At 66.1% G+C, this 26,042-nt stretch carries 18 protein-coding genes; 7 read left to right on the forward strand and 11 right to left on the reverse strand.

The genetic code is table 11. The features are described 5' to 3' along the window. Positions 1-3: 3 nt before the first annotated feature. Positions 4-1,308 (forward strand): malate synthase AceB, encoded by a 1,305-nt coding sequence (aceB, locus tag B1756_RS06545; protein WP_086887815.1) that lies wholly within the window; start codon positions 4-6, stop codon positions 1,306-1,308. A 253-nt stretch (positions 1,309-1,561) separates the two neighbouring features. Here the strand turns inward: aceB and ppsA are convergent, their stop codons facing one another. The 4 genes from ppsA to B1756_RS06565 all read right to left on the reverse strand — a co-directional run bounded on the left by ppsA (position 1,562) and on the right by B1756_RS06565 (position 7,964). After that, complete coding sequence (gene ppsA / locus B1756_RS06550) at positions 1,562-3,886, reverse strand: phosphoenolpyruvate synthase (protein WP_086887816.1); 2,325 nt, start codon at positions 3,884-3,886, stop codon at positions 1,562-1,564. A 159-nt stretch (positions 3,887-4,045) separates the two neighbouring features. After that, positions 4,046-5,947 carry an ABC transporter permease gene (locus tag B1756_RS06555; RefSeq protein ID WP_152031266.1) on the reverse strand — a complete coding sequence of 634 codons (1,902 nt, stop codon included), beginning with the start codon at positions 5,945-5,947 and terminating at the stop codon, positions 4,046-4,048. Positions 5,948-6,390: 443 nt separating this feature from the next. Next, positions 6,391-7,296 carry a PhzF family phenazine biosynthesis protein gene (locus tag B1756_RS06560; protein ID WP_086887818.1) on the reverse strand — a complete coding sequence of 302 codons (906 nt, stop codon included), beginning with the start codon at positions 7,294-7,296 and terminating at the stop codon, positions 6,391-6,393. Positions 7,297-7,379: 83 nt separating this feature from the next. After that, a complete protein-coding gene (locus B1756_RS06565) occupies positions 7,380-7,964 on the reverse strand; it encodes a thioredoxin domain-containing protein (RefSeq protein ID WP_086887819.1) in 585 nt (194 codons plus the stop codon). 152 nt (positions 7,965-8,116) lie between these two features. On the opposite strand from B1756_RS06565, the gene B1756_RS06570 reads away from it, so the two are divergent. Beyond that, a complete protein-coding gene (locus B1756_RS06570) occupies positions 8,117-9,307 on the forward strand; it encodes a methyl-accepting chemotaxis protein (RefSeq protein WP_086887820.1) in 1,191 nt (396 codons plus the stop codon). 91 nt (positions 9,308-9,398) lie between these two features. On the opposite strand, the gene thiC is transcribed toward B1756_RS06570, so the two are convergent. Next, entirely contained in the window at positions 9,399-10,841 is a 1,443-nt protein-coding gene (gene thiC, locus B1756_RS06575) for a phosphomethylpyrimidine synthase ThiC (protein ID WP_086887821.1), read from the reverse strand. A 175-nt stretch (positions 10,842-11,016) separates the two neighbouring features. On the opposite strand from thiC, the gene B1756_RS06580 reads away from it, so the two are divergent. Next, positions 11,017-11,715, forward strand: a complete 699-nt coding sequence (locus B1756_RS06580; RefSeq protein WP_086887822.1) for a phosphoribosyltransferase — start codon at positions 11,017-11,019, stop codon at positions 11,713-11,715. 26 nt (positions 11,716-11,741) lie between these two features. Here B1756_RS06580 and B1756_RS06585 read toward each other — a convergent pair whose 3' ends face one another. Together B1756_RS06585 and B1756_RS06590 are read right to left on the reverse strand one after the other, a co-directional pair. Continuing rightward, entirely contained in the window at positions 11,742-14,378 is a 2,637-nt protein-coding gene (locus B1756_RS06585) for a heavy metal translocating P-type ATPase (protein ID WP_186336508.1), read from the reverse strand. 85 nt (positions 14,379-14,463) lie between these two features. After that, entirely contained in the window at positions 14,464-15,900 is a 1,437-nt protein-coding gene (locus tag B1756_RS06590) for an MATE family efflux transporter (protein WP_086887823.1), read from the reverse strand. Positions 15,901-16,064: 164 nt separating this feature from the next. On the opposite strand from B1756_RS06590, the gene B1756_RS06595 reads away from it, so the two are divergent. Beyond that, the gene (locus tag B1756_RS06595; protein WP_086887824.1) at positions 16,065-16,532 is read left to right on the forward strand and encodes a hypothetical protein; all 468 of its coding nucleotides are present in this window, start codon (positions 16,065-16,067) and stop codon (positions 16,530-16,532) included. A gap of 37 nt (positions 16,533-16,569) precedes the next feature. On the opposite strand, the gene B1756_RS06600 is transcribed toward B1756_RS06595, so the two are convergent. The 4 genes from B1756_RS06600 to B1756_RS06615 all read right to left on the reverse strand — a co-directional run bounded on the left by B1756_RS06600 (position 16,570) and on the right by B1756_RS06615 (position 22,266). After that, positions 16,570-17,076 carry a DUF8108 domain-containing protein gene (locus B1756_RS06600; RefSeq protein ID WP_086887825.1) on the reverse strand — a complete coding sequence of 169 codons (507 nt, stop codon included), beginning with the start codon at positions 17,074-17,076 and terminating at the stop codon, positions 16,570-16,572. A gap of 125 nt (positions 17,077-17,201) precedes the next feature. Next, positions 17,202-18,281 (reverse strand): segregation and condensation protein A, encoded by a 1,080-nt coding sequence (locus B1756_RS06605; protein ID WP_086887826.1) that lies wholly within the window; start codon positions 18,279-18,281, stop codon positions 17,202-17,204. Positions 18,282-18,305: 24 nt separating this feature from the next. Beyond that, positions 18,306-21,878, reverse strand: coding sequence for a chromosome segregation protein SMC (gene smc, locus B1756_RS06610; RefSeq protein ID WP_086887827.1), 3,573 nt, complete (start codon positions 21,876-21,878; stop codon positions 18,306-18,308). A gap of 100 nt (positions 21,879-21,978) precedes the next feature. Beyond that, positions 21,979-22,266, reverse strand: a complete 288-nt coding sequence (locus B1756_RS06615) for a DUF7518 family protein (protein WP_086887828.1) — start codon at positions 22,264-22,266, stop codon at positions 21,979-21,981. A 266-nt stretch (positions 22,267-22,532) separates the two neighbouring features. On the opposite strand from B1756_RS06615, the gene B1756_RS06620 reads away from it, so the two are divergent. The 3 genes from B1756_RS06620 to B1756_RS06630 all read left to right on the forward strand — a co-directional run bounded on the left by B1756_RS06620 (position 22,533) and on the right by B1756_RS06630 (position 26,041). Next, positions 22,533-23,867 carry an ABC transporter substrate-binding protein gene (locus tag B1756_RS06620; protein ID WP_228434511.1) on the forward strand — a complete coding sequence of 445 codons (1,335 nt, stop codon included), beginning with the start codon at positions 22,533-22,535 and terminating at the stop codon, positions 23,865-23,867. Positions 23,868-23,960: 93 nt separating this feature from the next. Then, positions 23,961-24,893, forward strand: a complete 933-nt coding sequence (locus B1756_RS06625) for a branched-chain amino acid ABC transporter permease (RefSeq protein WP_086887829.1) — start codon at positions 23,961-23,963, stop codon at positions 24,891-24,893. Then, positions 24,890-26,041 carry a branched-chain amino acid ABC transporter permease gene (locus tag B1756_RS06630; protein ID WP_086887830.1) on the forward strand — a complete coding sequence of 384 codons (1,152 nt, stop codon included), beginning with the start codon at positions 24,890-24,892 and terminating at the stop codon, positions 26,039-26,041. Before B1756_RS06625 ends, B1756_RS06630 begins: the two co-directional genes overlap by 4 nt. Position 26,042: the final 1 nt, after the last annotated feature.

The raw sequence follows: 26,042 nt of genomic DNA on the forward strand, positions 1-26,042 counted from the left end.
ACCATGAGCTACTCACAACACTACGAACGATCGTTCGTCCGGACGTTCTTTACGTCCCCGACGGCCGTGGAGGGGAAAGACGATTCCGCGGCGATGTTGCGGCGTGCGGCCCAGCTTCGTGGCATGGAGGCCCCCGACGTGTGGGTGCCGGACAACGAGGACGCGACTGCACCGTCGATGCGTGACGAGGGTGCCGAGAACATCATCGACGTCGTCTCCGAGCACGGAGCGGACGTCCCCGGCGAAATCCACCCTCGCGTCGTCTGGCACCGGGATAGCCCAGAAACGAGATTCCAGGGCTTTCAGCACATGCTCGAGATCGCCGATCCCGACCGGGGGGCCCTCGAGCACCTCGACGGGTTCGTTATCCCCGAAGTCGGTGATATCGACGACTGGAAAAAGGCCGACGAGTTCCTGACGATCGTCGAGCGCGAACACGGACTCGAGGAACGCCGACTTTCGATGTCGGTCATCGTCGAGAGCGGACAGGCCGAGCTGGCACTTGCCGACCTCCGCGATGAGATTGGCAAACCGACGAACAACCTCGAGCGGCTCTTCCTCCTCGTCGACGGGGAAGTCGACTACACGAAAGACATGCGCGCGATCACGTCGACAGGCGGGTTACCGCCGTGGCCAGAGCTTCGCCACAACACCTCTCGAGCAGCGAGTGCCAACGGACTCATCGCAGTCGACGGTCCGTACGACGACATCCGGGACGTCGACGGCTATCACGAGCGTATGACCGACAACCGGATGAAAGGAATGCTCGGTATCTGGTCGCTAACACCCGGTCAGGTGATCGAAGCGAACGAGTCACCGCTTCCACCGGCGACCGGCCAGTGGCTGCTCGATGTCGGTGACCGCAACGTCGAACTCGTCGACACTGGCGGGCGGTATGCCTGCGAGGGCGACGATCTGGAACTCACGACGATCGGCGAAGGGACGTACGAGGTCGATACCGGTGACGGCGTGCGAAAACTCGACGCCGACGAACTTCACGACACGCTCGTGGAACTGACCGAATACGTTCCGAGCCTGAGCGACATCGTCGATTCGATGGAACAGTTCGAAGCGGCCAAGGAAGCTGGCGAGGGTGCAATCGCGATGGAACGGTCGGCGACCCTCGAGATAGGAGACGTCACGGTTTCCATCACCAGCGACCGCATGTGGGACGAAGCGACCTATCAGGCCGCAAAGACACCCATTGACCTGTTTCAGGACGTTTACGAACACCGTCCCGACCAGCGAGAGACCCTTCAAGAAAGGTACGGCGAATCGGTCGTCGAGCGGGCAATGAACGTTGGATAGCTGTGCCGAGGTGGCGGCGAGCTGACATCCCACACGCTCCCTACCGGCAACCGATAGCGTAACTCATCTCCGAACCGGTGACCGATCGGCCCAGAGTGGGTCCGAACCGGTTATCGTATTCTGGCTGCGTGATCGGGTCACCAGTATCCGGCAGAGTTCATCCTCGACGGGAAACGCCCGACAGGGCACGGTTCTCGACCAGCAGATCCGTCGAACAGACAGCTACAGGATCGGAACTGGCATCGACGAGTAGCTACCGCACCGACTCGAGCAGGAGGCGCTGTTCTTCGCGTTTGACCTCGTGCTGGACGTCGCGGACGGCGTCGATGTTCGCCGAAATCGAACTGATCCCCTCGTCGACGAGGAACTGGACCATTTCGGGCTTCGAGCCAGCCTGCCCACAGATACTGGTGTCGACGTCGTGTTCGCGGCAGGTCTCGATGACGTCGCCGATCAGGGCCAGAACGGAGGGGTGGAGTTCGTCGAACCGATCGGCGACGTTCTCGTTGTTACGGTCGACCGCCAGCGTGTACTGGGTGAGGTCGTTCGTGCCGAAGGAGGCGAAGTCGATGCCCGCGGCGGCCATCCCCTCGACGGCCAGCGCGGAGGCGGGCGTCTCGATCATCACACCCCAGCGGCGCTTGTCGGGGTCGATCCCCGCTGCCTCGAGTTGCCGTTTCGCGGCGTAGACGTCCTCGGCGTCGTTGACCAGTGGGAACATGATCTCGACGTTGTCGTAGCCCATCTCGTAGAGGCGGCGGAACGCCTCGAGTTCGTACTGGAAGATCTCGGTGCGATCGAGCGAGCGCCGGATGCCACGGTAGCCGAGCATCGGGTTGTGCTCGTGGGGTTCGGCGTCGCCACCCTCGAGCTGACGGAATTCGTCCGTCGGGGCGTCGAGGGTGCGCACGCGAACCGGGCGCGGATAGAACTCGTCGGCCACGCTCCGGATGCCGTCGACGAGTTCCTTGGTATAGGCGTCGGGACCGTTCTCCTCGACGTAGCTCTCGGGGGTCTGGTTGAGCGAGAGGATCATGTGCTCGGTCCGGAGCAGCCCCACGCCGTCAGCACCAGTCGCGGCCGCGCGTTCTGCGGCTTCCGGGATGGAGACGTTCACCTTGACCTTCGTCGCGGTCATCGGCTTGACCGGTGACTGCGGGCGAACCTCCTCGACGGGTTCGGTCTCCTCGTCCGGCTCGACTTCCTGACCCTCGAGCACGGAGCCCTTGTCGCCGTCGAGCGTGACGACCTGGTCGTCCTCGAGGACGGTCGTGGCGTTACCGGTGCCGACGATGGCGGGAACGCCGAGTTCCCGGGAGACGATGGCCGCGTGGCTGGTCATGCCGCCCTCGTCGGTGATGATCCCCGAGGCGCGTTTCATCGCCGGGACCATGTCGGGCATCGTCATCTCGGTGACGATGACGTCGCCTTCGGCGACTTTCGCCAGGTCGTCGAGCTTGGTGACGATCTTGGCCGGCCCGGAGACGACGCCGGGGCTCGAGCCGAGGCCGTCGACGAGGACGTTTCCGGAGGGCTGGCTGGTCGAGCCGGCGGTCGCGCCCACGGCACCACTGCCGTCGGTGACCCCGCTTGCAGCGTTGACAGTGTCGTCGACCGGGTCCGGCGCATCGGAGGACTCGTCGATCGTCGTGATCGGGCGGGACTGGAGCATGTAGACGTCGCCGTCGGCGATGGCCCACTCGACGTCCTGTGGGGCGTCGTAGTGATCCTCGACGCGTTCGCCGAGCGCGACGAGCTGGTCGATCTCCTCGTCGCTGATGACCCGCGCGTCACGTTTGTCCTCGGGAACCGGCTTCTCGACGGTCTCGCCGGTCTCCTCGTCTTTGACGTGCATCACCTTCTTCTCGGCCACCGTCACGTCGAGGTCGCCGTCGTCACGCGGGACGACGTAGTTGTCGGGCGAGACCGCCCCGGAGACGACGGCTTCACCGAGTCCCCACGCGGCCTCGATGATCATCGTCGCCTCGCCGGTCGAGGGGTGGCTGGTGAACATCACGCCGGATTTCTCGGCGTCGACCATCTGCTGGACGACGACGGCGATGTTGACCACGTCGTGTTCGAAGCCCTGCTCCTGGCGGTAGTAGATCGCTCGCTGGGTGAACAGCGAGGCCCAGCATTCTCGGACGCGGTCGAGCAGGTCTTCCTCGGTGACGTTGAGGAAGGTCTCCTGCTGGCCTGCGAAGGAGGCATCGGGCAGGTCCTCGGCGGTCGCCGAGGAGCGAACGGCGACGAACGCTTCGCCGTCGCCGACCTCGCGATAGGACTCGAGGATTTCCTCACGAAGGTCGTCGGGGAACGGCGTCTCGAGGATGAGTTCCTGTGCGCGGTCGGCGGCGTCGGCGAGCGCGGCCGAGTCGTCCGCGTCGACGTCGACGGCGTCGAACAGGTCCTCGTCGATCTCGGCCGATTCGATGAACGACCGGTACGTGCCCGCGGTCACCACGAACCCCGGTGGGACTGGCAACCCCGCACCAGTAAGTTCGCCCAGGGAAGCACCTTTGCCGCCGACCGTCTCGAGGTCGTCGGCACCGATCTCGTCCAGCCAGAGTACAGCCATCTCTATCTGCAGGGACAGGTGAGCGAATAAAGAAGGTTGCGAACGACCGCCGTCAAACGGTACTCGAAGGTGAATGAGTCCTCGTACGGAATGCTGTGCCGGATAGCGCACAACCGCCCTGTGGACCACGGGTACACTGGAGTGAGAAAGCAGAATAGGTCACTCCAGGTTCGGGTCGAACCAGACGACGGCGGCGAGCAGCGGGACGACGATCCACAGTGCGACGATCGGGTAGACGGCGAACTGGTGGAGCGTCAGCGGGAGGTCGGCCGCGGCCGCCTGTGGTGGCGCGTCGCCGGTGACGACCTCCCCTAGCGCGACCCGGGAGATGCGTGGCACCGGCTCGAGCACGCTCGAGATGGTGACCATGTGCATCCCGTCTGCGATCACGTTGTAGAGGTTCAGCCGGGTGACGATCGTCGGGAGGCCGTCCCACGGAGCCGCGAGCGCGGCCTCGAGTATGGTCTCACGGTCGGCACTGGTGGTCCCGAGCGGGTTACCCGCGAGCGCGAACGGGACGAGCCAGACGCCGACGCTCCCGACGACCGCCGACTTCCAGCCGCGGGCGACCGAGCCGACGAGGACGCCGAAGGCGACGAAGATGCCGACGCAGGCGACCGCAAAGAGGCTCGCGGCGACGTACGAGAGTCCGACCGGTGCCTGCTGGTGCCAGACCGCCAGTGCGATCGCGAGCGCCGGCAAGACGACGACGATCGAGGCCGCAGCCAGTCGACCGAGGAACGCCCCGAGAACGACGTCGTGGGGGCGATAGCCCGCCTCGAGCAGCCGATCGAACGAGCCGTCGCTGCGTCGTCTGAGAATCGAGGGGACCGTCACCGCGAGCCCGACGACGGGACCGAGCGCGAGGATGAGCGTCGAGAGAACGGTCACCGCGAGGACGTCACCGGACGCCTGCAGCGCCTCGAGCGTCGCGGAAACGTCTGTGAGCGTCGGATCCGTACCGAGGACGAGTTCGAGCGCCTCGAGTTCGTCGGCCGTGGCGACCTCGTCGAGGGACACCTCGGTCGCCTCGACGGCTTCGAGCCCCGTCTCGAGGGCGCTCGCGTAGAGACGCGAGGCGAGGAACGCGGCGATCCCCGTTATCCCGGCCGCGAAGACGGCGAGGATCCAGAGTGAGGCACTCGAGAGCCCCGCCCGTGCCTGCCGAACCCCGAGTTGGAGCCAGGAGAGTCGGCCTGCCGGATCGGGCTCGGCGGTGCCGTCCTGATCGTGGCCGCGAACCAGTCCGCTGATACCGACCCCCAGTGTAGCCGGGAGTTCATCGTCGGTCGCGTACCGATAGAGGGCGGTCTTGACGACGCCCGAGGCGGTGAACGTGACGAAGATCGCGGTCGTGACGCTCCCGCCGAGGACGGCCAGTGCGAGCAGCGGGAGCACCGCCAGTCCCACCGAACCGACGAGGGCGTTGGCACCGGCGTACCACCAGAGGGCAACGAGGGCCGCGGCGGTGACGAACCCGCCCAGTACGAGCGTCGCGCCGAAGAACCGGAACCCGACCGCCGCGATGGTCGCCGTCCCGAACTCGCGCTCTACGGCCTCGCGCAGCGATTCGAACGTCTCGCCGATGGAGTCGTCCTCGTCGGCGCAGGCGACCGCCGGATAGGCGAACATGCTCACGACCTCGATGCCGACGGCGACGACGCGCTCGAGTCCGGGAACGAATCGGACGAGCGCGCTCGCGTAGTAGACGAAGAAGCCGGCCGGGCCGAACGCCAGCGCGGCGATGGCGACGAGTCGGAGGCGCGCAGCGGCGACGCCAATCCCGGCGGCCAGCGGTGGCCGCCTGCCGTCGAACCGTTCGTTCAGTTCGTAACAGTACGCGACCATGAGGAAGGCAAAGAGAAACGGCATCCCGACGAGATAAGCGACGAGAACGATCGGCATGATCGGCGGGAAGAAGATGATAAGCGCGAAGACGACGACCGGCGTCGTGAGTGCGAGCGCCGTTAATACCGTCGGGTAGAGCAACAGCTGTGGCGTCGAGGCGACGACGCGCAGGGTGTTCCACGCCAGCCTGAACTGGGTGCGGGCTCCCGTCACGACTGGACCACCGGCCCGCGTCGGCCGCTCGTGCCGGGAGCAAGGATGTTTCGCCCGGTGGAAACCGTCCCACTCGAGCCGACGCCCATCGGACTCGAAGATACCGGACTCGAGGGTTCCACGAGCAACGGGGTCACCCGCGATCGCCGACTCGAGGCATGGAGCGATACGGATCGGCTCGCTGGTCCGTTCCTGATTCGCTCGATTCGATACCGTCGTGTCGACAGTGACCAGTTCGGTTCGATCATGGATTCGCCGCCGTCGAGAGGCCCCTCCCTGCGCCGCGGAGATTCGTCTCGCGGTCGCCACACGCTGGCACCTGCGGGACACCCCCCGAACGGCAGTCGTGTCTGCTCGTTCACACGTCCACTATTTAATTATTTCTAAGGTGCTGGAGTTAGAACAACTCGTGGAGCCGACCAGATCAGTTGTGAGTGGCCGACTCAGACCTCGAGAATGTCGTCTTCGGCGGCCTCGGGGGCGAGCAGCGACCCGTCGAGAACGGTGACACCGCGGCCACCGACGCGAACGCGGGGGCCGACGCGCACGCGAACGACTCCCGGTCGATCGACGTAGTGGCCCTGCTCGAGGCGCAGTTCCTCGGGGAAATCGTCGTCGAACGCGCCGTAGTGGTCGAGGTAGGCACCGACCGCACCGCTCGCGGTTCCGGTCACGGGGTCCTCGTCGACCCCCGAACCGGGAGCAAAGGCCCGCCCGTGGAGCGTCGACTCGGCCTCGAGGGCGTCGAAGGAGAAGAGATAGACGCCGGCCGCGTCGAGGTCGTCGGTGAGCGACGCCACCGCCTGGAGGTCTGGCGCTGCGGAGCCGACGTCCGAGAGGTACGTGATCGGGACCATCAGCCACGGGAGGCCAGTCGAGGCGACCGCGGGCGGGAGGTCGGCGCTGACGCCCTCGAGCGCCGCGCGGTCGACGCCCAGCGCCTCGGCGAGGCGGTCGTAGCCGACGTCGACTTCCCTGACCGTGGCGGCGTCCTGGGTCATCCAGACGGTGCCGTCGGTCTCGAGGTCGATCTCGAGGACGCCGACGTTCGTCTCGAGGGTCGTCGTTCCGGGTTCGAGACCCTCGTCGTGGAGGTGGGCGAACGTGCCGATGGTCGCGTGCCCGCAGAGGTCGACCTCCTGCGTGGGGGTGAAGTAGCGCACACGGCGGTCGGCCTCGAGGCTCTCGGTGAGGAACGCGGTCTCGCTGACGGCCATCTCGGCGGCGATGGCCTGCATCTGGTCGTCGGTCAGGTCGTCGGCGTTCGGGACGACGCCCGCAGGGTTGCCCGAGAGAGGGTCGTCGGTGAACGCGTCGACCTGCAGGACCCGGATTGTGGAATCGGTCATATCGAGTGGGTGAGCCAGCAGCGGTATCAATCCTCGGTCCTCGAGCCACGGTCACGGTCCGGGAGCAGCCGTCCCGCCCGCGATCAGCCGTCGACCGCCGCCCGAATCTCCGCGGCTGGAGCGACTTTCTCGAGCGTCTCCGTCGAGCCGTCGGCCCGGCGAACGACGAGTGGCGACTCGGCGTGGACCGAGATGTCGTATCCGAACTCGTCGACGAGCGCGTCCACGAGCGCCTCGCTGGCCACGGCGAACCACCACTCGTAACCGTTCTCCGCGGCGTGGGCAGCGACGTCGGCTGGCTCGTCACCGTCCGTAATCGCGAGCGAGACGATACTGGTGTCGGCCCCATCGTCCGCGAGGTCGTCCCAGACCGCCCCCAGTTCGTCCTCCTGACGCTGGCAGGTCGGACAGTAGCTGGCGAACGTGTGGACGACGACCGGCGGCTCGAGGTCGGCAATCGAAAACGACTCGCCGGTCGTGACGTCCTCGAGTGCGGTCTCGTCCCATGCGTCGACGGTTGCGTCCCCGCCATCCTCGGCGGAGGTCCCGTTCTCGGACACGCCACTGGACTCAGAATCCGACTCGAGGGTCCCCTCGAGACAGCCACCGAGTGCAGCCGTTCCGGCGACGGCCGCGAGAACCGATCGGCGTGCCTGACTGTCGAGCATGCCCTTCCAGACACCGGCCGGTCACCTAAAACGAGTGCCCGGCAACACCCGGTATGGGCGTCGCGATCTGCCACTGGTCACGGGCGTCAGGCCGCGACCAGCCTCCGAAAACGGCAAGAACCATTATGCCGGACGCCACGCCCGGATACACTATGCAGCTCCAGGGGGACGAACAGGGGGAACTCGAGGAAGCGCTCGAGCACGTCGAGACGATCCGCCGACACATCGACGAGACCGACGAGTTGACGACGGTCCAGCACGAGGCGATCGCCGACATCTACCGGGAAATCTCCGAACTGAGCGCCTCACTCGAGGAGGTCGCGGCCAGTTCCGAGGAAGTGGCGACTGCGGCGGAGAACGCCCGTGAGGCCGCCGAGCGAGGCAACGAGACCAGTCGTGCAGTCTGGCAAACGATGGCCGAAGTCGTCGACTCGGCCGGGCGACTGTCCGAGACTGCCGAGACCCTCGAAGCGCAGATGGACGAGATCGACGCGATCATCGAGATCATCGGGGACGTCGCCGACGAGACCAACCTGCTCGCACTGAACGCCGCGATACAGGCTGCAAAGACGGGCAGTGACGGACAGGGGTTCGGCGTCATCGCGGACGAAGTCAAGTCGCTGGCGACCGAGACCAACGAGCACGCAGACGCAATCTCCGACGAACTGACGGATCTCCAGCAGCAGGCAGACCAGACGAGCCGGGAAGCCCAGCAACTCGACCAGACCGTCCGCGAAGCGAGTGACGAACTCGAGTCCGTCATCGATCGGTTCGACCAGATCACCGAGACCGTCGACGAGGCCGCGGTCGGGATCGGAGAGGTCGCGTCGGTCACGGACGATCAGGCCGAGACCGTCGAGGGTATCACCGACGGGATCGAGTCGATCGACCAGCGGTCGGAGCGAGTGACCGAGGAGATGACCCACGCAGGCGAGTTGATCGACCGACAGACGACGATCGTCGACCACCTCATCTCCTACATACACAACCTCCCGGGAATGGCCTACCGGGTCGAAAACGAGGACGGCTGGCCCGTGATGTTCGCCTCCGACGGCACCGAACGACTCACCGGCTACACGCGGGAGGCGTTACTCTCCGGGGAAGTCTCTCTCGGTGACGATATCATTCACGACGACGACGCCGACGCCGTCTGGGAGGCCGTCCAGGAGGCACTGGACGACCGGGACACGTTCGACATCGCCTACCGGATCACGACCCGACGCGGGACGGTCGTGGCCGTCCGGGAGCGTGGACAGGGCGTCTACGACGACCAGGGGAACGTGATCGCCATCGAGGGCTTCATGTCCGAAGACAGCACTGACCGCGTCACGAAACTCTACTGAGCGCGGCTGCATCCGGTCTGCTGTCCGTCAGTTCCGGCGCAACCGCGACCCGTCCTGCGGGTGCTCCGGCACATCGGTTCAGCAACCCGTATCAGTCGTCACTCGAGGCCTCAGCGGCGTCCGTCGACGATTCGGAGTCCTCGAGGGACGGCAGCGACCCCGACTCGTGAGTGCCGACCGGCGGGAGGTTCACCTCTGCGGCGGGCGAGGACTCGAGGTCCGTGGTCGACTCGAGGTGTTCCATCTCACCGGCATCTCTGGCGTCCTGATCGATTCGCATGGAGCAGAACTCGACGCCGCACATCGAGCAGAAGCGGGCCTCCTTGTAGTTGTCCCCGGGAAGGGTCTGGTCGTGGTAGTCGCGGGCGCGCTCGGGGTCGAGCGCGAGGCGGAACTGCTCGCGCCAGTCGAAGTCGTAGCGGGCTTCCGAGAGGGCATCGTCCCAGTCGCGCGCGCCGGGCAGTTCGTTCGCGACGTCTCCCGCGTGGGCGGCAATTCGATACGCTGCGAGGCCGTCGCGGACGTCCTCGGCCTCGGGTAACCCGAGGTGTTCTTTGGGCGTGACGTAACAGAGCATCGCCGCCCCTGCCTGCGCGGCCATCGCCGCACCGATCGCACTCGTAATGTGGTCGTACCCCGGCGCGATATCGGTCACGAGCGGGCCCAGCACGTAGAACGGCGCGCCATCGCAGACCGCCTGCTGGCGCTCGACGTTCTCGGCGACTTTGTGCATCGGGACGTGGCCCGGTCCCTCGACCATCACCTGCACGTCGTACTCCCAGGCGCGACGGGTCAGTTCGCCCAGCGTGTCGAGTTCGGCGTACTGGGCCTCGTCGCAGGCGTCGGCGAGACTTCCCGGCCGGAGGCTGTCGCCGAGGCTGAACGTCACGTCGTGTTTGGCGAAGATCTCACAGATGTCGTCGTACACCTGGAACAGCGGGTTCTGCTCGCCGTGGGCCTCCATCCACGAGGCCATGATCGACCCGCCACGGGAGACGATGCCCGTCGTCCGGCCGTCGGTCAGCGGCAGGTGCTCGGCGAGGATGCCCGCGTGGATCGTCATGTAGTCCACGCCCTGCTCGGCCTGCTTCTCGATTACCTCGAGCAGCAGGCCCGGGGTCAGGTCCTCGGGACTGCCTGCCCGCTTGACGGCCTCGTACAGCGGCACTGTGCCGATGGGAACCGGCGAGTGATCGAGGTGGGCCTCCCGGATCTCGTCGAGCTGGCCGCCAGTGCCGAGGTCCATCACGGTGTCGGCACCGTAGTGGACCGCGGTGTGCAGCTTTCGAAGTTCGGTCTCGAGGTCGCTCGTCGTCTCGCTGTTGCCGATGTTGGCGTTGACTTTCGTCGCGAACTCGCGGCCGATGATCGTCGGGTCGAGGGCGTCGTGGTGGCGGTTGGCCGGGATCACGGCCTGTCCCGTCGCGACCTGCTCACGGACGAACTCGGGGTCACGGTTCTCTCGCTCTGCGACGCGTTCTATCGCCTCGGTGATCGTTCCCTCGCGGGCGGCGGCTAACTGGGTTCGAGCCATCGATAACTAGGTTGTACTAGCCAGTTATAAATACGTATCCCACGGGAATTTCGTGGTTTCTGCCAGCGGACTCGCTGGATATGGAGTCCGACCCGCAACCGTGCGTGACGGTGACGACGGCGTTTCCGCCCACTTATGGGGGTGCCACACCCTCACTCGAGTAGGTGGCCACCAGATGTCCGATCTACCGGACGACTTCGACTGCACGATCACGAACTGGGAGTACATCTACGGGCTGTGCCGGGACGTCGCCGACGAGGTTCGCGACGACGAGTTCGAGCCGGACGTCATCGTCGCGCTCGCCCGTGGGGGCTGGTTCGCCGGCCGGTGTCTCTGTGACTTCCTCGGGCTCGACGACCTGACGAGCCTGAAGATGGAACACTACGTCGGGACCGGCGAGAAGGCCGACGAGCCGACCGTCCGCTACCCGATGCCCGAGGGCAGCGTCGCGGGCAAGGACGTCCTCGTCATCGACGACATCGCCGACACCGGCGGCTCGATCAGCCGCGCCTACGAGTACGTCGACGACCGCGACGCCGGCGAGGTCCGGACCGCGACGCTCCAGCTCCTCCAGACCAGCGAGTTCGAACCCGACTACGTCGGCGAGCGCCTCGAGGAGTGGACCTGGGTCGTCTACCCGTGGAACTTCATCGAGGACATGATCGACCTGATCTCGGGGGCGATGGAACAGGCCGATCAGGAGACGTTCACGGTCGACGAGATTCGCCACGTGCTCGCCGAGTTCCACGGCATCGACCGCATCGAGATGGAGATCGCCCAGCCTGACCGCCTGCTCGAGGTGATGGCGGAGATGGAACGGCGGGAAGTCCTCGAGTCGGCGGGGACCGACGAGTGGCGGCTGGCCGACGACTGATTTCTCCCCTGCCGGCTTCGGCGGCGTCACTCGAGCAGCGGCCGGGACGCACTCGCGGCGACCAGCCCGGCGGTCAGGGCGGCCGCGCCGGTCGCGAACAGCGGCGTCATCACGCCCGCGAGCGCGATCGGGATCACGACGACGTTGTAGGTGAACGCCAGCGCGGCGGTCCGACGGAGCCGGCTCCGGGCTGCGCTCGCGAGACGAAACGCCCGCGAGACGCCGGCGAGGTCGTCCTCGAGGATGGCGAGATCGGCGGCCTCCGAGGCCAGTGCGGTGCCGCTGCCGAGTGCGATCCCGAGGTCGGCCGCGGCGAGAGCCGGCCCGTCGTTGGTGCCGTCGCCGACCATGGCGACCGTGGCCGGTTCCGGGGCCTGTTCTGGGTTCTGTTTTCCACCCACGCCAGGCTCCTGTAGTCGCCGAACCGCCGCCGTCTTCCCCGCCGGTGAGACGCCCGCGAAGACGTACGTGACGGCAGGATGAGCCTCGAACGTCGCGGCCGCGGTCGCGTCGTCGCCGGTGAGGACGACGACGTCGACGCCGGTCTCGGCCAGCCCCTCGAGCGCGTCGTCCCACGCCGCACGCGGCTCGTCGCCGACGACGACCAGTCCCTCGGCGGTTCCGTCGCGTCCCACGACGACCGGAAGTCGGCCCGACTCGCGGACGCGCTCGAGTCGCTCCGCAAGGGTACTCGAGAGCTCCCATCCCCGGTCACGAAACTCGTCCGGGTGACCGACGAGCACCTGCTGGCCGTCGACGACGCCGGCGACGCCGCGGGCGTTGCTCTCGAAGTCCTCGACGGTGACGGTCGCCCGCGTCTCGTCGTCGACGGCGGCCGCGACGGCCCGTGCTGCGGGATGAGCCGCCCGATCCTCGAGCGCTGCGGCGGCCGCGAACAGGTCGTCGGGGGCGTCGGTCTCGTGGACGACCATCTCGCCGGTCGTGAGGGTGCCGGTCTTGTCGAAGACGACGACGTCGACCTCGCGCAGACGCTCGAAGATCGACTCGTCGAAGACGACGATACCCGACTCCAGCGCCTCGCGGACGTGCTGGGCGACCGTAATCGGCGGGGCAAACGCAAGCGCCCACGGGCTGACGACGACGATCGCGAGCAGGCCGGCCAGCGCAGCGTTGGTCACATCGGCTCCGAGTGCGTAGCTGCCAGCGGCGACGAGCGCACCGGCGGCGAGGACGATCGGCGCGAGGATCGCCGCGACTGCGTCGACCTGCCGACCGACGCCGTGGGTGGCGCTCTGGACGTCCCAGACGGACTCGGTGAGGCGATCGATCCGGCTCGAAGGAGCGTCGCCGACCGCGATAATGGCGGCGTCGCTCCGGACGACGGAGCCGCCGACGAGGTCGTCGCCCGGCTCCTTGGGGACCGGCAGGGACTCGCCCGTGACGACGGTCTCGGCGACCGTACACGAGCCCTCGAGCAGCCACCCGTCGACCGGGATGCGCTCGCCAGCCCGGACGAGCAGGTGGTCGCCGGGCGCTACGTCGTCGACCGGGACCGTCTCGGTGGTTCCGTCGTCGGCGTACCGCCGGGCGTGGGCGACACGTGAGCTAGTGAGGTCCGTCAGTCGGTCGCTGGCGTGACGTTTGACCGCCGATTCGTAGTAGATCGCGGCGACGACGACGGCGGCGACGACGATGGTCACGTCGTAGTAGACGTCCAGTCGCCCGGCGGCGAACGCGAGCGTCCCGTAGGCGAAGGCGGCGACGATTGTCAGTGCGGCCAGGAGGTGGGCGTTGGGTCGGCGAAGCCGGAGGCTGACGTAGGCTCCCCGGAGCAGCGGCATCCCGGCGAGATAGAGGACGGCCCCCGTGACGACGAGGAGGACCGGAACGACGGCCACGCCGCCGAAGTCCTCGAATGTGCTGTAGTGGGCGAGCACCCCCCAGTCGGAAAACGAGGCGAGGTAGACCGGGTAGAAGACCGCCGCGTAGGGGACGAGCAGGAAGCCGCCAAAGACGACTCCGAGGACGTAGCGCAACTCGAGGACGTCCGCGCTGCGGCGTTCCCGGAGGTCCCGGCTGACCTGTTCTCTGGGCGGGGTGGCACTGTCGGGGACGGTCCGGGTGTCGGCCCCGGTTTCGGCTCCGGTCTCACTGTCGGGCTCGTTGACGGCCCTGGTTTCGGCCCCGGCCTGGCTGTCGACACAGGCCCCCGTGGTGGGACTCGAGGCGTCGCCGTCACGACTCGAGTCCCCCTCGGTCGGACCACCGGTCGCCTCGTCCCGGATGTAGGCCGTATAGCCGAGGCGGGTCAGAGCAACCTCGAGGTCCGCCGGCGAGACCAGGTCCGGGTCGTGGTCGACGCGGACCGTCTCGGTGACGTAACTCGCCGAAGCGTCGACGACCCCCTCGAGTGACTCGGCGGCCGACTCGAGGTAGGCCTCGCACGTCGCGGCGTACGTGCCGTCGACCCGGAGATAGGTTCGGACGAGGCCCTCGTGAGCGGGACCGACAGTCTCGTCGCCCGGTTCGCTCTGCAGAACGGTCGCGTCGGCACGCCGGTCAGGAGCGTCCCCGAGTGCGGTCGCGACGTCACGACAGCCACTCGAGCAGTACCCGGACGGGGCCGCCGAATCGTCGGCTGGGCTATCCAGTGGCTCCCCACAACAGGCACACCGCACGGGCGTCGACTCGCTCTCGGTCACTGGTCGAGGAGACGACTCGAGGGCACGATACTATTTGGGTCGAGTGGCGGTGAAAGCCGGAGTCAGCGACGACGGACGGATCGATTCACTCGGCGGCGAGTTCACGCTCTCGGCCGTCGTCTGCCCCCTCGTCGTCGACGATCGCTTCTTTCCAGGTGCCACGGGTGAACCACGCGACGGCGGCGATAGCACCCACGATGTCCCCGAGGACGACGCCAGCCCAGACGCCGGTCGGTCCGAGGTCGAGGACGAAAACGAGGGCCAGCGTCACCGGGACCCGCACGAGCCAGAGGCCGAACACCGAGAAGGCCAGTGCCGTCTTGGTGTTCCCCGCGCCGCGGAACGCCCCGAGGACGACCTGCATCACGCCCATGAAGACGAACCCCACGGCCGCAAACTGCAGGAAGGTTATCCCGTGAGCGATCGTGGCCGCGCGGCCGGCTTCTTCGGCCGTGAGGAACACCGCGACGAACGGCTCCGGGAACGCGAACGCGATCGCGCCGACGACGGCCATGATCGACCCGACGACGCTCGCACCGATCCAGGTCGCCTTTTCCGCCCGGTCCGGCCGCTCGGCACCGAGGTTCTGGCCGACGATAGCGTCCATCGACTGCCCCACGCCCATCGCCGGCAGGAACGCGAGCGAGATCAGCCGACTTCCCAGCCCGTAGGCGGCGACGACCGCCGGCGGGAACGTCACGACGATGGCGATCATCGCGACCATCGCCAGCGCCGTCATCGACTGCTCGAGGGCCGTCGGCGTCCCGATGCGCAAAATCTCTCGCACCCACTCGAGACGCGGCCGCAGGTGTGGAAACTGAACGTCGGGGCCGACGTCCGTGAAGTACAGCAAACCGACGCCGACGACGGTCGCCAGCCCACGCGAGATGACGGTCGCGACGGCCGCGCCGGTGACCTCGAGCCGTGGGAAGGGGCCGACCCCGAAGATGAACAGCGGGTCGATGACGATGTTGAGGACGACACTGCCGAACATCACCCACATCGGAACGCGAGTGGTGCCGTAGCCGCGCATGAGTGCGACGAAGACGTAGAAGCCGAAGACGAACGGCAGGCCGAGAAACAGCACCCGCAGGTAGTCAGCAGCGAGCGGGATGATCACGTCCGCGGTTTCGGGATCGGTCGGGAGGGCCGCGAGCATCGGGTCGGTCGCGAAATAGCCGACGATCCCGAGGACGACGGCGATCAGACCGACGAACGAGAGCGTCTGGCCGGCGACGAGTCCCGTCTTGCCGGTGTCCGCGCCGATATGCTGGGCGACCAGAATTGCACCCGCCGTCGTGAAGCCGCCGCCGACGGCGATCAACAGGAACAACAGCGGAAACGCGAGGCTCACCGCACCGACGGCCTCCGGTGAGAGCGCGCCCAGCCAGAAGGTGTCGCCGACGTTGTAGGCGACCTGCAGCAGCTGGATGGCCACGAGCGGCCAGGCCAGCACGAACATCGGCCGCAGGAGCGACCCCTGGGTCAGGTCACTCGAGGTCGACGCGTCGCCGGAGGGCATATCCCCACAGAGTGGCTCGTCACACTTTACCGCTCGTGAGACCTGATGACACGCACGGTGACAGTCGACGGCGGGCGCGACGGGAACTCGAGTCCGGCACAGAAGAGATACGACTCACCGGTGAGAAGTCGACGGTGAACGTGTCGACTGAACATCCAAATCAGGTGAGAAGACGAGTCGAGATCACGTCGATACTCGCCGCCGCCGGGATGGTGCTCACGGCAGGGTGGCTCCTCGTCCCCGGCGTGATCGCCGCGTGGCCGCCGACTGCCGTCATCGGCTGGTACGCCGCCACCATGATCGTTCCCGGCGCACTCTCGGTCTGGGCGCTCCGTCGCGCGATCACGGACGGCCTCGAGATTCTCCTGCCGATCGATGACGACACGGACTGGAACGACCTCGTCGCCGACGGAGAGTTGGAGGGCCTCGAGGACACCGAGAAAGCGCTTCGAGAGTGGTTCCCAACACTCGTCCTCGGCGTTTTCGGCGCACCGAGCCTCTGGCTGGCCGTGACCGGACTCGCCGCCATCGTCCCGCCCCCAGCATCGAATTCGGTTCCTTACCCATTCGCGATAGCCCTCGCCGGTGGCTGTCTCTGTGCGCTCGTGCTCTTCGAGCGTCGACTCCGGTGACGACCGCTCAGAGTCGGGCCGGGGCTGGCAGGATTGGTCAGGATCGCTCCGACTCGAGGGACTCGAGAGGAGAGCCGCGTTCGACGTCGACGTCTTGCTCGCGCCCTCCTCCGTCGTCGGCGACCCGGGCGTACGAGTCCTGTGGATCGACGGCACACTCCTCACAGTAGACGTTCAACCCGGATTCGGAAACGGCGATCGTGCTTCCGAACACTACCCGGCGCTCCTCGTATCGGCGGTATTCACCACCGGCTGCCGGTCGGCCGCACTCGCCACACGAAGCGCGTGGGTCGTCGACTCGGCCCTTCCGGACCTCGCGTTTCGTGCCGATCGTGTAGACCGGATCGCTCGAGGCCCCGGCGGCCAGCCAGCAAACGATCAGGCCGAGGACGAACAGCGCGACGCCGAGCCACCAGAAGCCGAGCCACGTCGGCAGGATCAGCACGGAGACGAGAATCCAGCACCAGAGCAACGCGAACCCCGCGTGGTCTGCGACCCGGCGGAGGCCGGCGGAAACGCTCGAGTGACGGTCCGGTCCCGACATTCGTGCGGAATGTCGAGTGGTCGACGAATAGCTCTTGGCCTTCTCCGCTCGCCGTCTTCGCCGCCGACCGACGCCCGGGCGACGCTCACCAGTCGTCGGGGGACGCATGGACACGGACAGGACAGTCAGTCCGCGATCGCTTCCTCCGGCTCGGCCTCGAGGGTCACCGGGCTGATCCAGAGGTCGCCGAACAGGTCGTCCTGCGCTAGGGTGAGTCGGCCGCGGTGGGCCAGAAAGAGGAGCGCGAGATAGGTCATCACGCGCGTGCCACCGACCTCGTCGATTTCGGCGTAGAGCACTTCGTCGCGCCCGTTCGCGTAGTGGGTCTCGAGTTCGGCCTCGACGTCGTCGATCACCGCCTCGATGTCCTCCTCGTGAGTGGTGTGGGTGACGTCGTCGCTGGTCGGCTCGTCGTCGACGCGGAACTGGTCTTCGGCGTGGTAGGACAGTTCCTGAACGCCCCGGTCGTACCCGCGCGGCGAGTCACTCGTGTCGTACGTTCGGGACTCCTTCCACCAGCTGTCACGCTCGGCACTCCGGAGTTCACGGACCAGTTCGTCGAGCGTCTCCGGCTTCCCGCGGGCGTGCTTGCGCTCGAGTCGCCGCTCCATCTCGGCCTCGAGGCCCTCGACGGGGTCGAACCCCGGCGGGTGGTCGGGGTCGCCACCCTCGACCGGCCCGTCGTCGGCGAAGGGGGCCTCCCACGGCGGGAGTTCCTCCTCCTCGGGCTCGTCGGGGGCGAACAGCTCGTCGCTTTTCATCCGCAGGAGGACGCTCGCGTAGAACAGTGCCCGCCCCGAGGTCCGGAGGTCCCGGTCGTCGAGCACCTCGAGGAACTTGTCGGTGACCCGGACGACGTCGATGTCCCACGGGTCGATTTCGCCCTCTTTCGCGAGCTGAACGAGCAGTTCGACGGGTTCGACGTCCTCGTCTTCGTCCGCAGTGCCGTCGTCACCATCGTCCCCCGCGTCGATCACGTCCTCGGCCTCGGCGATCGGATCGACGGGTTCGTCGGCGTCGACGTCTGCCTCGGAAAACTCGAGAACCGTTCCGTCGTCCCCGCTCGAGGACCCGGAGCCACCGTCAGGTGACTCCCGCTCTCGTGGGTCGCCTTGCTCACCGCTCGAAGAATTAGAGCCGCCTGACGGCGGCTCCCGCTCTTCGTGCCCGGCGATGTCCAGCGGAATGTCGTCGCCATCGGTCATTCAGCGCTACCTCCGGGCCCCTCCCTAATCATCAGCCGGCACCTCCCCGCCACTCAGGTCGATGCCGGTCACCGCACTCACGTTGTTCTGTTGCATCGTGACGCCGATGGCCCGCTGGGAGCGCTCGAGCATCGCCGACCGGTGGGAGACGACGACGAACTGCGCCCGGTCGGCCAGTTCCTCGACCATCTCACCGATCCGTTCGGCGTTGACGGCGTCGAGGAAGGCGTCGACCTCGTCTAACGCGTAGAACGGTGCCGGGTTGTGGCGCTGGATCGCGAAGATGAACGCGAGTGCGGTCAGGGACTTCTCGCCGCCGGACATCGCGTCTAACCGTTGAATGGGCTTGTCGCCCGGCTGGGCCTTCATCGTCAACCCACCGTCGAACGGATCGTCCTCGTCTTCGAGGTGGAGCGTACCGGTCCCCTCCGAGAGTTTCTCGAAGATCTCGGTGAAGTGTGCGGCGATCGCGTCGTAAGCCTCCATGAACGTCTCTTTCTTCTGGGTCTCGTACTGTTCGATCCGATCGCGGATCCCCTCGGCTTCCTCGACCAGCGTGGCCTTCCCCTCCTCGAGTTCCTCGAGATCCTCGCGGACCTCGTCGTACTCGTCGATCGCGAGCATGTTGACCGGCTCCATCGCCTCCATGTCCGCGGTCAACAGCTCGATCATCTCGAGGACGGTCTCGTGGTCGGGGACGTCCTCGGGGTCGTACTCGCCGACGTCGGCCTCGAGCGACTCGATCTCCCACTCGAGGGCGTCGACGCGCTCGCGTTTGCCCTCGAGTTTGCTCTCGACGTCGTTGACCCGGTCCTGTTGCTGGTCGCGTTTCGTCCGGGCCTCCGAAAGCTCGTCTTTCAGCTCCGAGCGCTCGTCTTTGAGTTCGGTCAGCTCTTCCTCGAGATCGGCGACGGCCTCGCGTTTGTCCTCGAGTTCGGACTCCTTCTCTTCGATGGCCTCCTCGCAGTCGGCGATCCGCTCTTCGTGTTCGGCCTTCCGGTTCTGGGCCGCCTCGATGTCGTCGTGGAGGTCCTCGATCGCGTCCTCTGCGTACTCCTTCTCGAGTCCCAGTTCGTTGAGTTTGCTGTCGAGGTCGTCCATCCGGTCTTCGCGCTCGTCGATCTCGGCCTCGAGGTCGTCGATCTGGGCGGTGAGTTCGGGGATCTTCGAGTCGGCGAGTTCGCGCTCTAAGTCGGCGATATCGGCTTCGATCTCCTCGATCGTCGCCGTCTTGGCCTCGATCTCTTCGCTGATCTCGTTCATCCGCTCGTCGACGGATTCCCGTTCTTCGCGAAGCTCCTCGAGGTCGTCCTCGAGCCCCTCGATCTCGGACTCGATCGCCGCCCGACGGTCGTCGAGTTTCTCGAGTTCCCCCTCGATCGAACGGACCTCGTCTGCCGCGTCGGTCTTGCGGTCTCGGGCGTCGTCGAGTCGCTCCTCGACGCTGCGCAGGTCGTCGCGCAGGTCGTTGCGTTCGTCCTGTAACTCGGTGATCTGTGTGGCGACGCGCTCGAGTTGGCCCTCGCCACCGCCGGTGAAGGAGTATCGCGAGCCCTTGCGGGAACCGCCGGTCATCGCGCCGCTTTTCTCGACCAGGTCGCCGTCGAGGGTGACCATCCGGTAGTCGCCCATGTAGTTGCGGGCGGTCTCGATGTCCTCGACGACGAGGGTATCCCCGAGCACGTACGAGAAGACGCCGGCGTACTGCTGGTCGAAGTCGACGAGGTCGTAGGCGAAGCCGACGACGCCCGGATCGGTCGGTGCGTTCGGCAGTCGCCGCTGGTGCATCTCCGTCAGCGGCAGGAACGTCGCCCGGCCGGCGTTGCGGGACTTGAGGTGCTCGATACACTGCTGGCCGACGACGTCGTCGTCGACGACCACGTTCGCCAGCCGGCCACCCGCCGCCGTCTCACAGGCGACGGCGTACTCGCCGGCGACGCTCCCGAGCTGGGCGACCGCGCCGTGGACGCCCTCCATCCCCGCGTTCAGGATCGTCGTCACCGCACGACCGAACGAGGAGTCGCCGCTCTCGCCGGCGTTGGCCTCGAGTTCGGCGTACTCCTGTTGTTTGGCCTGGAGCTCGTCGTCGAGGTCGTCGATCCGATCCTGGACCTCGCGTTTCTCTGCTTTCAGGTCCTCGACGACGCTGGCGATGTTCTCGCGGTTCTTCTCGGCCTTCTCGAGTTCCCGCTCCAGATCCGAACGGTCGCGCTCGAGTTCGGGGATCTCCTCGCGGCGCTGCTCGATCGTGGCCTCCTTCTCGCTGATCGCGTTCGACCGGCGGCGGGCCTCGTCTAACAGGCGGTCTTGCTCGCGCTGGAGGTCGTTCTTCTCGGTCTTTTCTTCCTCCAGGGCGTCCTTCCGGTCTGCGAGGTCGGCTTTCAGTTCGTCGAACTCGGTGTCGACGGCCTCGATTTCGGCCTCGAGTCGCTCGCGTTCTGTCTCCCGTTCGGCGATTTCGCTCTTGAGCGAGGCCTTCTCGAGTTTGTGCTCGCGCATCTCGCTTTCGAGTTCCTCGATTCGCTCTTGCTTGCGATCGATGCCGACGAAGGCCTCACGGCGGTCCGCCTCGGCGGACTCGATCTGTTCCTCGCTGGCTTCGATCCTGTCTTCGAGCCGGGAGACGTCGCCTTTGAGTTCCTCGATCTCGCTTTTGATCCGGAGCTGTTCGTCCTCGCCTTTGCGCTCGATCTCGGCGTTTAGATCCTCGAGGTCCTCTTGCAGGCGGACGACCGTCCCCTGGCGCTGGTCGAGTTCGCGCTGGCGTTCCTCGAGGTCGGCCTCGAGTTTCTCGACGGCGTCTGCGGCCGTCTCGAGGGCGTCGCGTTTCTCCTCGAGTTCGCTGGCTTTCTTGTAGCCTTCGTACTCTTCTTTTTCCTCGCGGAGCCGGCGATATCGCAGCGCCGTGCGACGCTCGTCTTCGAGTTGCTCGAGGCGGTCGCGCTTCTCCTCGATTCGCAGCGAGGCCTCGTCGATGCGTTCTTCGACGACCTCGAGTTCCCCGAAGGCGTCTTCTTTTTTCGCGTCGAACTCGGCGACGCCTGCGATTTCGTCGATGATCTCCCGCCGGGCGTGGGGAGTCATGTTGATGATCTCGGTGACGTCGCCCTGCATGACGACGTTGTAGCCCTCGGGGGTGACCCCGGCCTGGGCCAGCAGGTCCTGAATGTCAGAGAGGTTGACCGCCCGGTCGTTGAGGTAGTAGTACGAGTAGTAGTTGTCGTCGGTCTCTTTGACCCGGCGGCGGATCCGAATTTCCTCGACGTCGCCGACGTCATCGGTGCCGGCGGCGTTGACGACCTGCGTGCGAGAGAGGGTGTCGTCGCTGTTGTCGAGGATGACTTCGACGATGGCTTCGCGCGGCCCGCCGGTGGCAGATCCGTCTTCGTGACCGGGATTGTAGATGAGATCGGTCAATTTCTCGGCGCGGATGCCCCGGGTCCGGGCGAGGCCGAGCGCGAAGAGCACGGCGTCGATGATGTTCGATTTCCCGGAGCCGTTCGGCCCGGTAACGACCGTAAAGTCCTCGTAGAACGGAATCCTGGTCTTTCGACCGAAGCTCTTGAAGTTGTCCAGAACGACTGCCTTGATGTACATTCTCTCGCCTCGAGTCGCAGGTCAGCGGGGTTTCGACCGTCGGAATTCAGGGGTCGCCCCGAACCGGGCCACCCGACCGACGGTCGACCGTGGTCGCGTCTTACGCAACGATGATGTCGTCGCTCCGTGAGTCTTCCGTTTTCTCCCCGTCCGTCCCGGTGTCGGCATCGGCGTCGGCTGCGGCTTCCGCAACCTCGTCGGGCTCGGCTTCCGTCGTCTCGCCCTCGCTCCGACGCTCGGGGACGCGCGTCGGGGTTTCGGTGTCGAGTTCGGCCTCGAGGACGCGAATGCGCTCTTTCGCCTCGATCAGTTCGTCTGTGAGTCCCTCGACGGTCGACTCGAGTTCCGCGACCGTCGACTCGAGCTGCTCGACGCGGTTGTTCGACATACGTTCTAGCCCTTGTCCCGAACACATAAACGTACGTCAGACACGAGTCTGGAAACTGATACGAGTTCGAGGACCGTCCGATCGGTCGCCGGAAAGGGCTGCTCGACGAGAGCGACGGGTGGTCCGACACGGCTGCTGCTCGAGGCGGTCGACCCAGATCAGGGTACGAGCAGTGTTCGCTGTTAACATATTCACGTCGCCCTATTTGGATTGGTACTTTGTATCATATACATGGCGAGCCAGCCACTGGACGGTGTCTTTGAACGATGACGACTGAACGAACCGACGATTCGATGGCAGGGGGTATGGACAGACGAACGATTCTGAAAGCGGTCGGTGGGTCCGCAATCGCGGTCGCACTCGCCGGCTGTACGGAACTGCTCGAGGACGAAGACGACGCGATCGAAGACGCGGAAGTACCGGACGAACCGATCGAAGCCGGACTCCAGACGTTCCTCGAGGGGGCGCCGGCGGTACTCGGCGTCCAGGCACAGTACGGCGCGGAGACGGCCGTTCGCCGGATCAACGACAACGACGGCATCGCCGGTCGCCAGATCGACCTCGACGTAATCGAGGAGGGCGAAGAGGCTCTCGAGAACTACCAGCAGTTCGTCAACGACGGGAAGGAAGTCACGTTCGGGCCGATCTCGAGCGGGAACCACGAGGCGATGGTCCCCGAGATCAACGCTCAGGGCGTGATCAACGTCGCGACTGACGGGACGGTGACGACGCTGTACGAGGAAGACCATCCGCCCGACGAGAACACCTACTCGTTCCGGTTCCAGAACCACGACGTGATGGAGGCGCTCGCGGCGGCCGTCGAGGCCGTCGAAGTGCTCGGTGCCGACGAGATCGATACCTACGCAGGGATCAACCCCGGCTACGCGTTCGGGTTCGACGAACACGACGTCTTCTCTGCAGGTATCGAGCAACTCACTGGAGCCGAGGAGGTGTACGACGGGTTCCCCGACCTCGGCACCGACGACATGTCGACGCACATCGAGGCGGTCAACAGCGAGGAACCGGACGTACTCTTCTCGAGTTGCTGGGGTGGCGACGCGACGCTGTTGCTCGAACAGGGCCACGGTGCCGGCATGTTCGACAACATCGAGTTGATGGTCGGGCCGGTACTGTACGGCTCCGCGAACGACCTGAGTGAGGGGCTCGTCGACGGTCCGATCCGCTCGGGGTCGCGGAACTTCTACTGGGACGAACCTGACACCGACCGCTGGTCGCCCGCGGCTGCCCTCTTCGAGGAGGTCCAGGACGAGTACGGCGTCGTGCCGACGGCACACTTCATGAGCGGCTACGGGGCAGTCACCGCGTGGGCGACCGCTGCGGAGAAAGCCGTCAGGCCCCTGGGTCGGTGGCCCGAACAGGACGAACTCGCCGAGGTGCTCACCGGCCACGGCTTCCACACACCCGCCGGCTACCACACCATGGCGAACGATCACCAGTGTTACTCGAACGCTCACTTCGGCGAGCTGGGCTGGTCCGACGACCTCGACGCAGCGGTCATCGAAAACGTGAACGTCTACGCCCCCGAGGAGGTCTCGCCACCCCAGGGAGAGGTCTCACTCGAGTGGATCGGGGGCTGGTGAGCAGCCGGGGCACACGCGCTATTCAACCGCACACATGATTCAGTTACACGCAGAAGAAAGCTGCCAGAGCGCGTTACAGCGGAGGTGTGAACCGTGATCGAGTCGTTCGCAGTTCACACGCTCAACGGGCTCTGGTACGGCGTAATCCTGTTTATGATCGCATCGGGGCTGACGATCATCTTCGGGGTGCTGGGTATCCTGAACCTGGCCCACGGCGAACTGTACGCACTCGGCGCGTTCGTCGTGTTCAGCGTCGTCGGATACGCGACGGGGTTCGTCGCCAGTCCAGACGATCCGGTTTCGGCGGTGATCTTCGGCGTCGTCGTTCTCGTCGCGGCGCTCATCGCCGCTACCATCTTGCTCCCGGTCGGTGCGTTCATCGAGGCCGTCTTCGTCAGGCCGATCTACGACCGGGACGAGGTCTACCAGCTCCTGTTGACCTACGCGTTGTTGTTGATCTTCATCGACGTGATGAAGTTCGGCTGGGGGACCTCGCCGCTCGACGCCGGCACCTACCGCGGGCTCAACCAGATCCCCACGACCGAGATAGTCGGCTTCGGGTACCCGAGCTACAACATCATCGCGATGGTCGTCGGCGTGGCGGTGTTCGCCTGGCTCGTCTGGTTCTTCGATCGGTCGAAGACCGGACGGATCATCCGGGCGACCGCCATCAACCGCGATATGGCGACGGCGATCGGCGTCAGCACGGACCGCACCTTCACGCTCGTCTTCGCGATGGGGGCGTTCTTCGCCGGCTTCGGCGGTGCGATGGTCAGCATCGGGCCCCAGACGGCCTTCCTCGAGATGGGGCTCGACCCGCTGGTGCTCTCGTTCGTCGTCATCGTCGTCGGCGGGCTCGGGAGCCTGAAAGGGGCGTTCGTGGGCGCGTTACTCGTCGGGGTTATCAGTCGGTGGGCGATCTGGCTGTGGCCGGCCGTCGAACTGGCCGCGCCCTTCGCCGTGATGTTGCTCATCCTGCTCCTGAAACCCGAAGGACTGTTCGGCACGTGGGGTGAGATCGAATGAGTCGATTCTCACCGCTCGAGGAGCGCGACGGCAAGACCGTCGTTCGCGTCCCGTTCACGAGAGGACTCACGCTGACGAGCGGTCAGACTGCCCTCGCGCTCGTCGGCCTCGTCGTCCTGTTCGGGCTGCCGTTTCTCGCCGGACTCGTCGGTCTCTCGTGGGGCCGGCTGTTCAGGGGACTCCTGTTCGGGATGGCCGCCGTCGGCCTGAACCTGCTACTGCGCCATACCGAACTCGTCTCGTTCGGTCACGCCGCGTTCTTCGGCGGCGGCGCGTACGCGGTGGCCGTGATGGCGGCCCATCTCGAGGTCTCCGAGGGGATCCTGTTGCTCCTGTCGGCCGTGATCGTCGGCACGCTGCTGGCGGCGGTTATCGGCTACTTCGTCGCGGGCTACGTCGACATCTACTTCGCCCTGCTGACGCTCGCGTTCAACGCGGTCATCTTCGCGACCGTCTTCCGGAGCGCGTTCTTCAACTACAACGATGGGCTCGCGGTTCGGGTCGGCGGCGACAACCCGACGCTGTTCGGACTCGCCTGGACCGACCTCGGCTACGACCTCGTGTTGTACTACACGACGATCGTTCTCATGATCGTCATGCTGGTGTTGATGTGGCGGCTCATCAACTCGCCGTTCGGCCGGGCGCTCGACGCGATCGGACAGGACAGAACCCGTGCCCGGTTCATCGGCATCCCGGTCGAGCGCTACGTCTGGTACTCGTTTACCATCTCCGGGCTATACGGCGCGTTCGCCGGCGGTGTCTACGCACTCCAGCGACTCCACGTCCAGCCCGAACCGACCCTCTACGTCTTCGTCTCCGGTGAGATCCTGTTCATGGCGATCCTCGGTGGGTTCACCACCCTCGTCGGACCACTCATCGGTGGCGTCCTGCTGGTCTACCTGCTCGAGGCCACCCGGTTTTCGTTCTACTACTACCACGCGCCCATCGGCATCATCCTGCTGGCGATCGTCCTGTTCATGCCGAAAGGAATCATGGGCTCGTTGCCGGACTTCTTTGCAGGGCTCAGGCGACGGGTGGCTGATCCCGGACGTCTCGGCGACGACGTCCGTTCGATCCGGTCGATGGTTCGTCAGAGCCTGACTCGCGCGACGACCACCGTTCGAATTCTGGTATTCGGGGTGAAATGAG

Source organism: Natrarchaeobaculum aegyptiacum, assembly GCF_002156705.1.
GTDB lineage: Archaea > Halobacteriota > Halobacteria > Halobacteriales > Natrialbaceae > Natrarchaeobaculum > Natrarchaeobaculum aegyptiacum.

Coding starts and splice junctions, on each gene's coding strand:
- smc (WP_086887827.1), bottom strand. CDS start 21,878: ATGTACATCAAGGCAGTCGTTCTGGACAACTTCAAGAGCTTCGGTCGA.
- thiC (WP_086887821.1), bottom strand. CDS start 10,841: ATGGCTCGAACCCAGTTAGCCGCCGCCCGCGAGGGAACGATCACCGAG.
- B1756_RS06560 (WP_086887818.1), bottom strand. CDS start 7,296: ATGACCGATTCCACAATCCGGGTCCTGCAGGTCGACGCGTTCACCGAC.
- ppsA (WP_086887816.1), bottom strand. CDS start 3,886: ATGGCTGTACTCTGGCTGGACGAGATCGGTGCCGACGACCTCGAGACG.
- B1756_RS06630 (WP_086887830.1), top strand. CDS start 24,890: ATGAGTCGATTCTCACCGCTCGAGGAGCGCGACGGCAAGACCGTCGTT.
- B1756_RS06580 (WP_086887822.1), top strand. CDS start 11,017: ATGTCCGATCTACCGGACGACTTCGACTGCACGATCACGAACTGGGAG.
- B1756_RS06600 (WP_086887825.1), bottom strand. CDS start 17,076: ATGTCGGGACCGGACCGTCACTCGAGCGTTTCCGCCGGCCTCCGCCGG.
- B1756_RS06620 (WP_228434511.1), top strand. CDS start 22,533: ATGACGACTGAACGAACCGACGATTCGATGGCAGGGGGTATGGACAGA.
- B1756_RS06615 (WP_086887828.1), bottom strand. CDS start 22,266: ATGTCGAACAACCGCGTCGAGCAGCTCGAGTCGACGGTCGCGGAACTC.
- B1756_RS06605 (WP_086887826.1), bottom strand. CDS start 18,281: ATGACCGATGGCGACGACATTCCGCTGGACATCGCCGGGCACGAAGAG.
- B1756_RS06590 (WP_086887823.1), bottom strand. CDS start 15,900: ATGCCCTCCGGCGACGCGTCGACCTCGAGTGACCTGACCCAGGGGTCG.
- B1756_RS06570 (WP_086887820.1), top strand. CDS start 8,117: ATGCAGCTCCAGGGGGACGAACAGGGGGAACTCGAGGAAGCGCTCGAG.
- B1756_RS06565 (WP_086887819.1), bottom strand. CDS start 7,964: ATGCTCGACAGTCAGGCACGCCGATCGGTTCTCGCGGCCGTCGCCGGA.
- aceB (WP_086887815.1), top strand. CDS start 4: ATGAGCTACTCACAACACTACGAACGATCGTTCGTCCGGACGTTCTTT.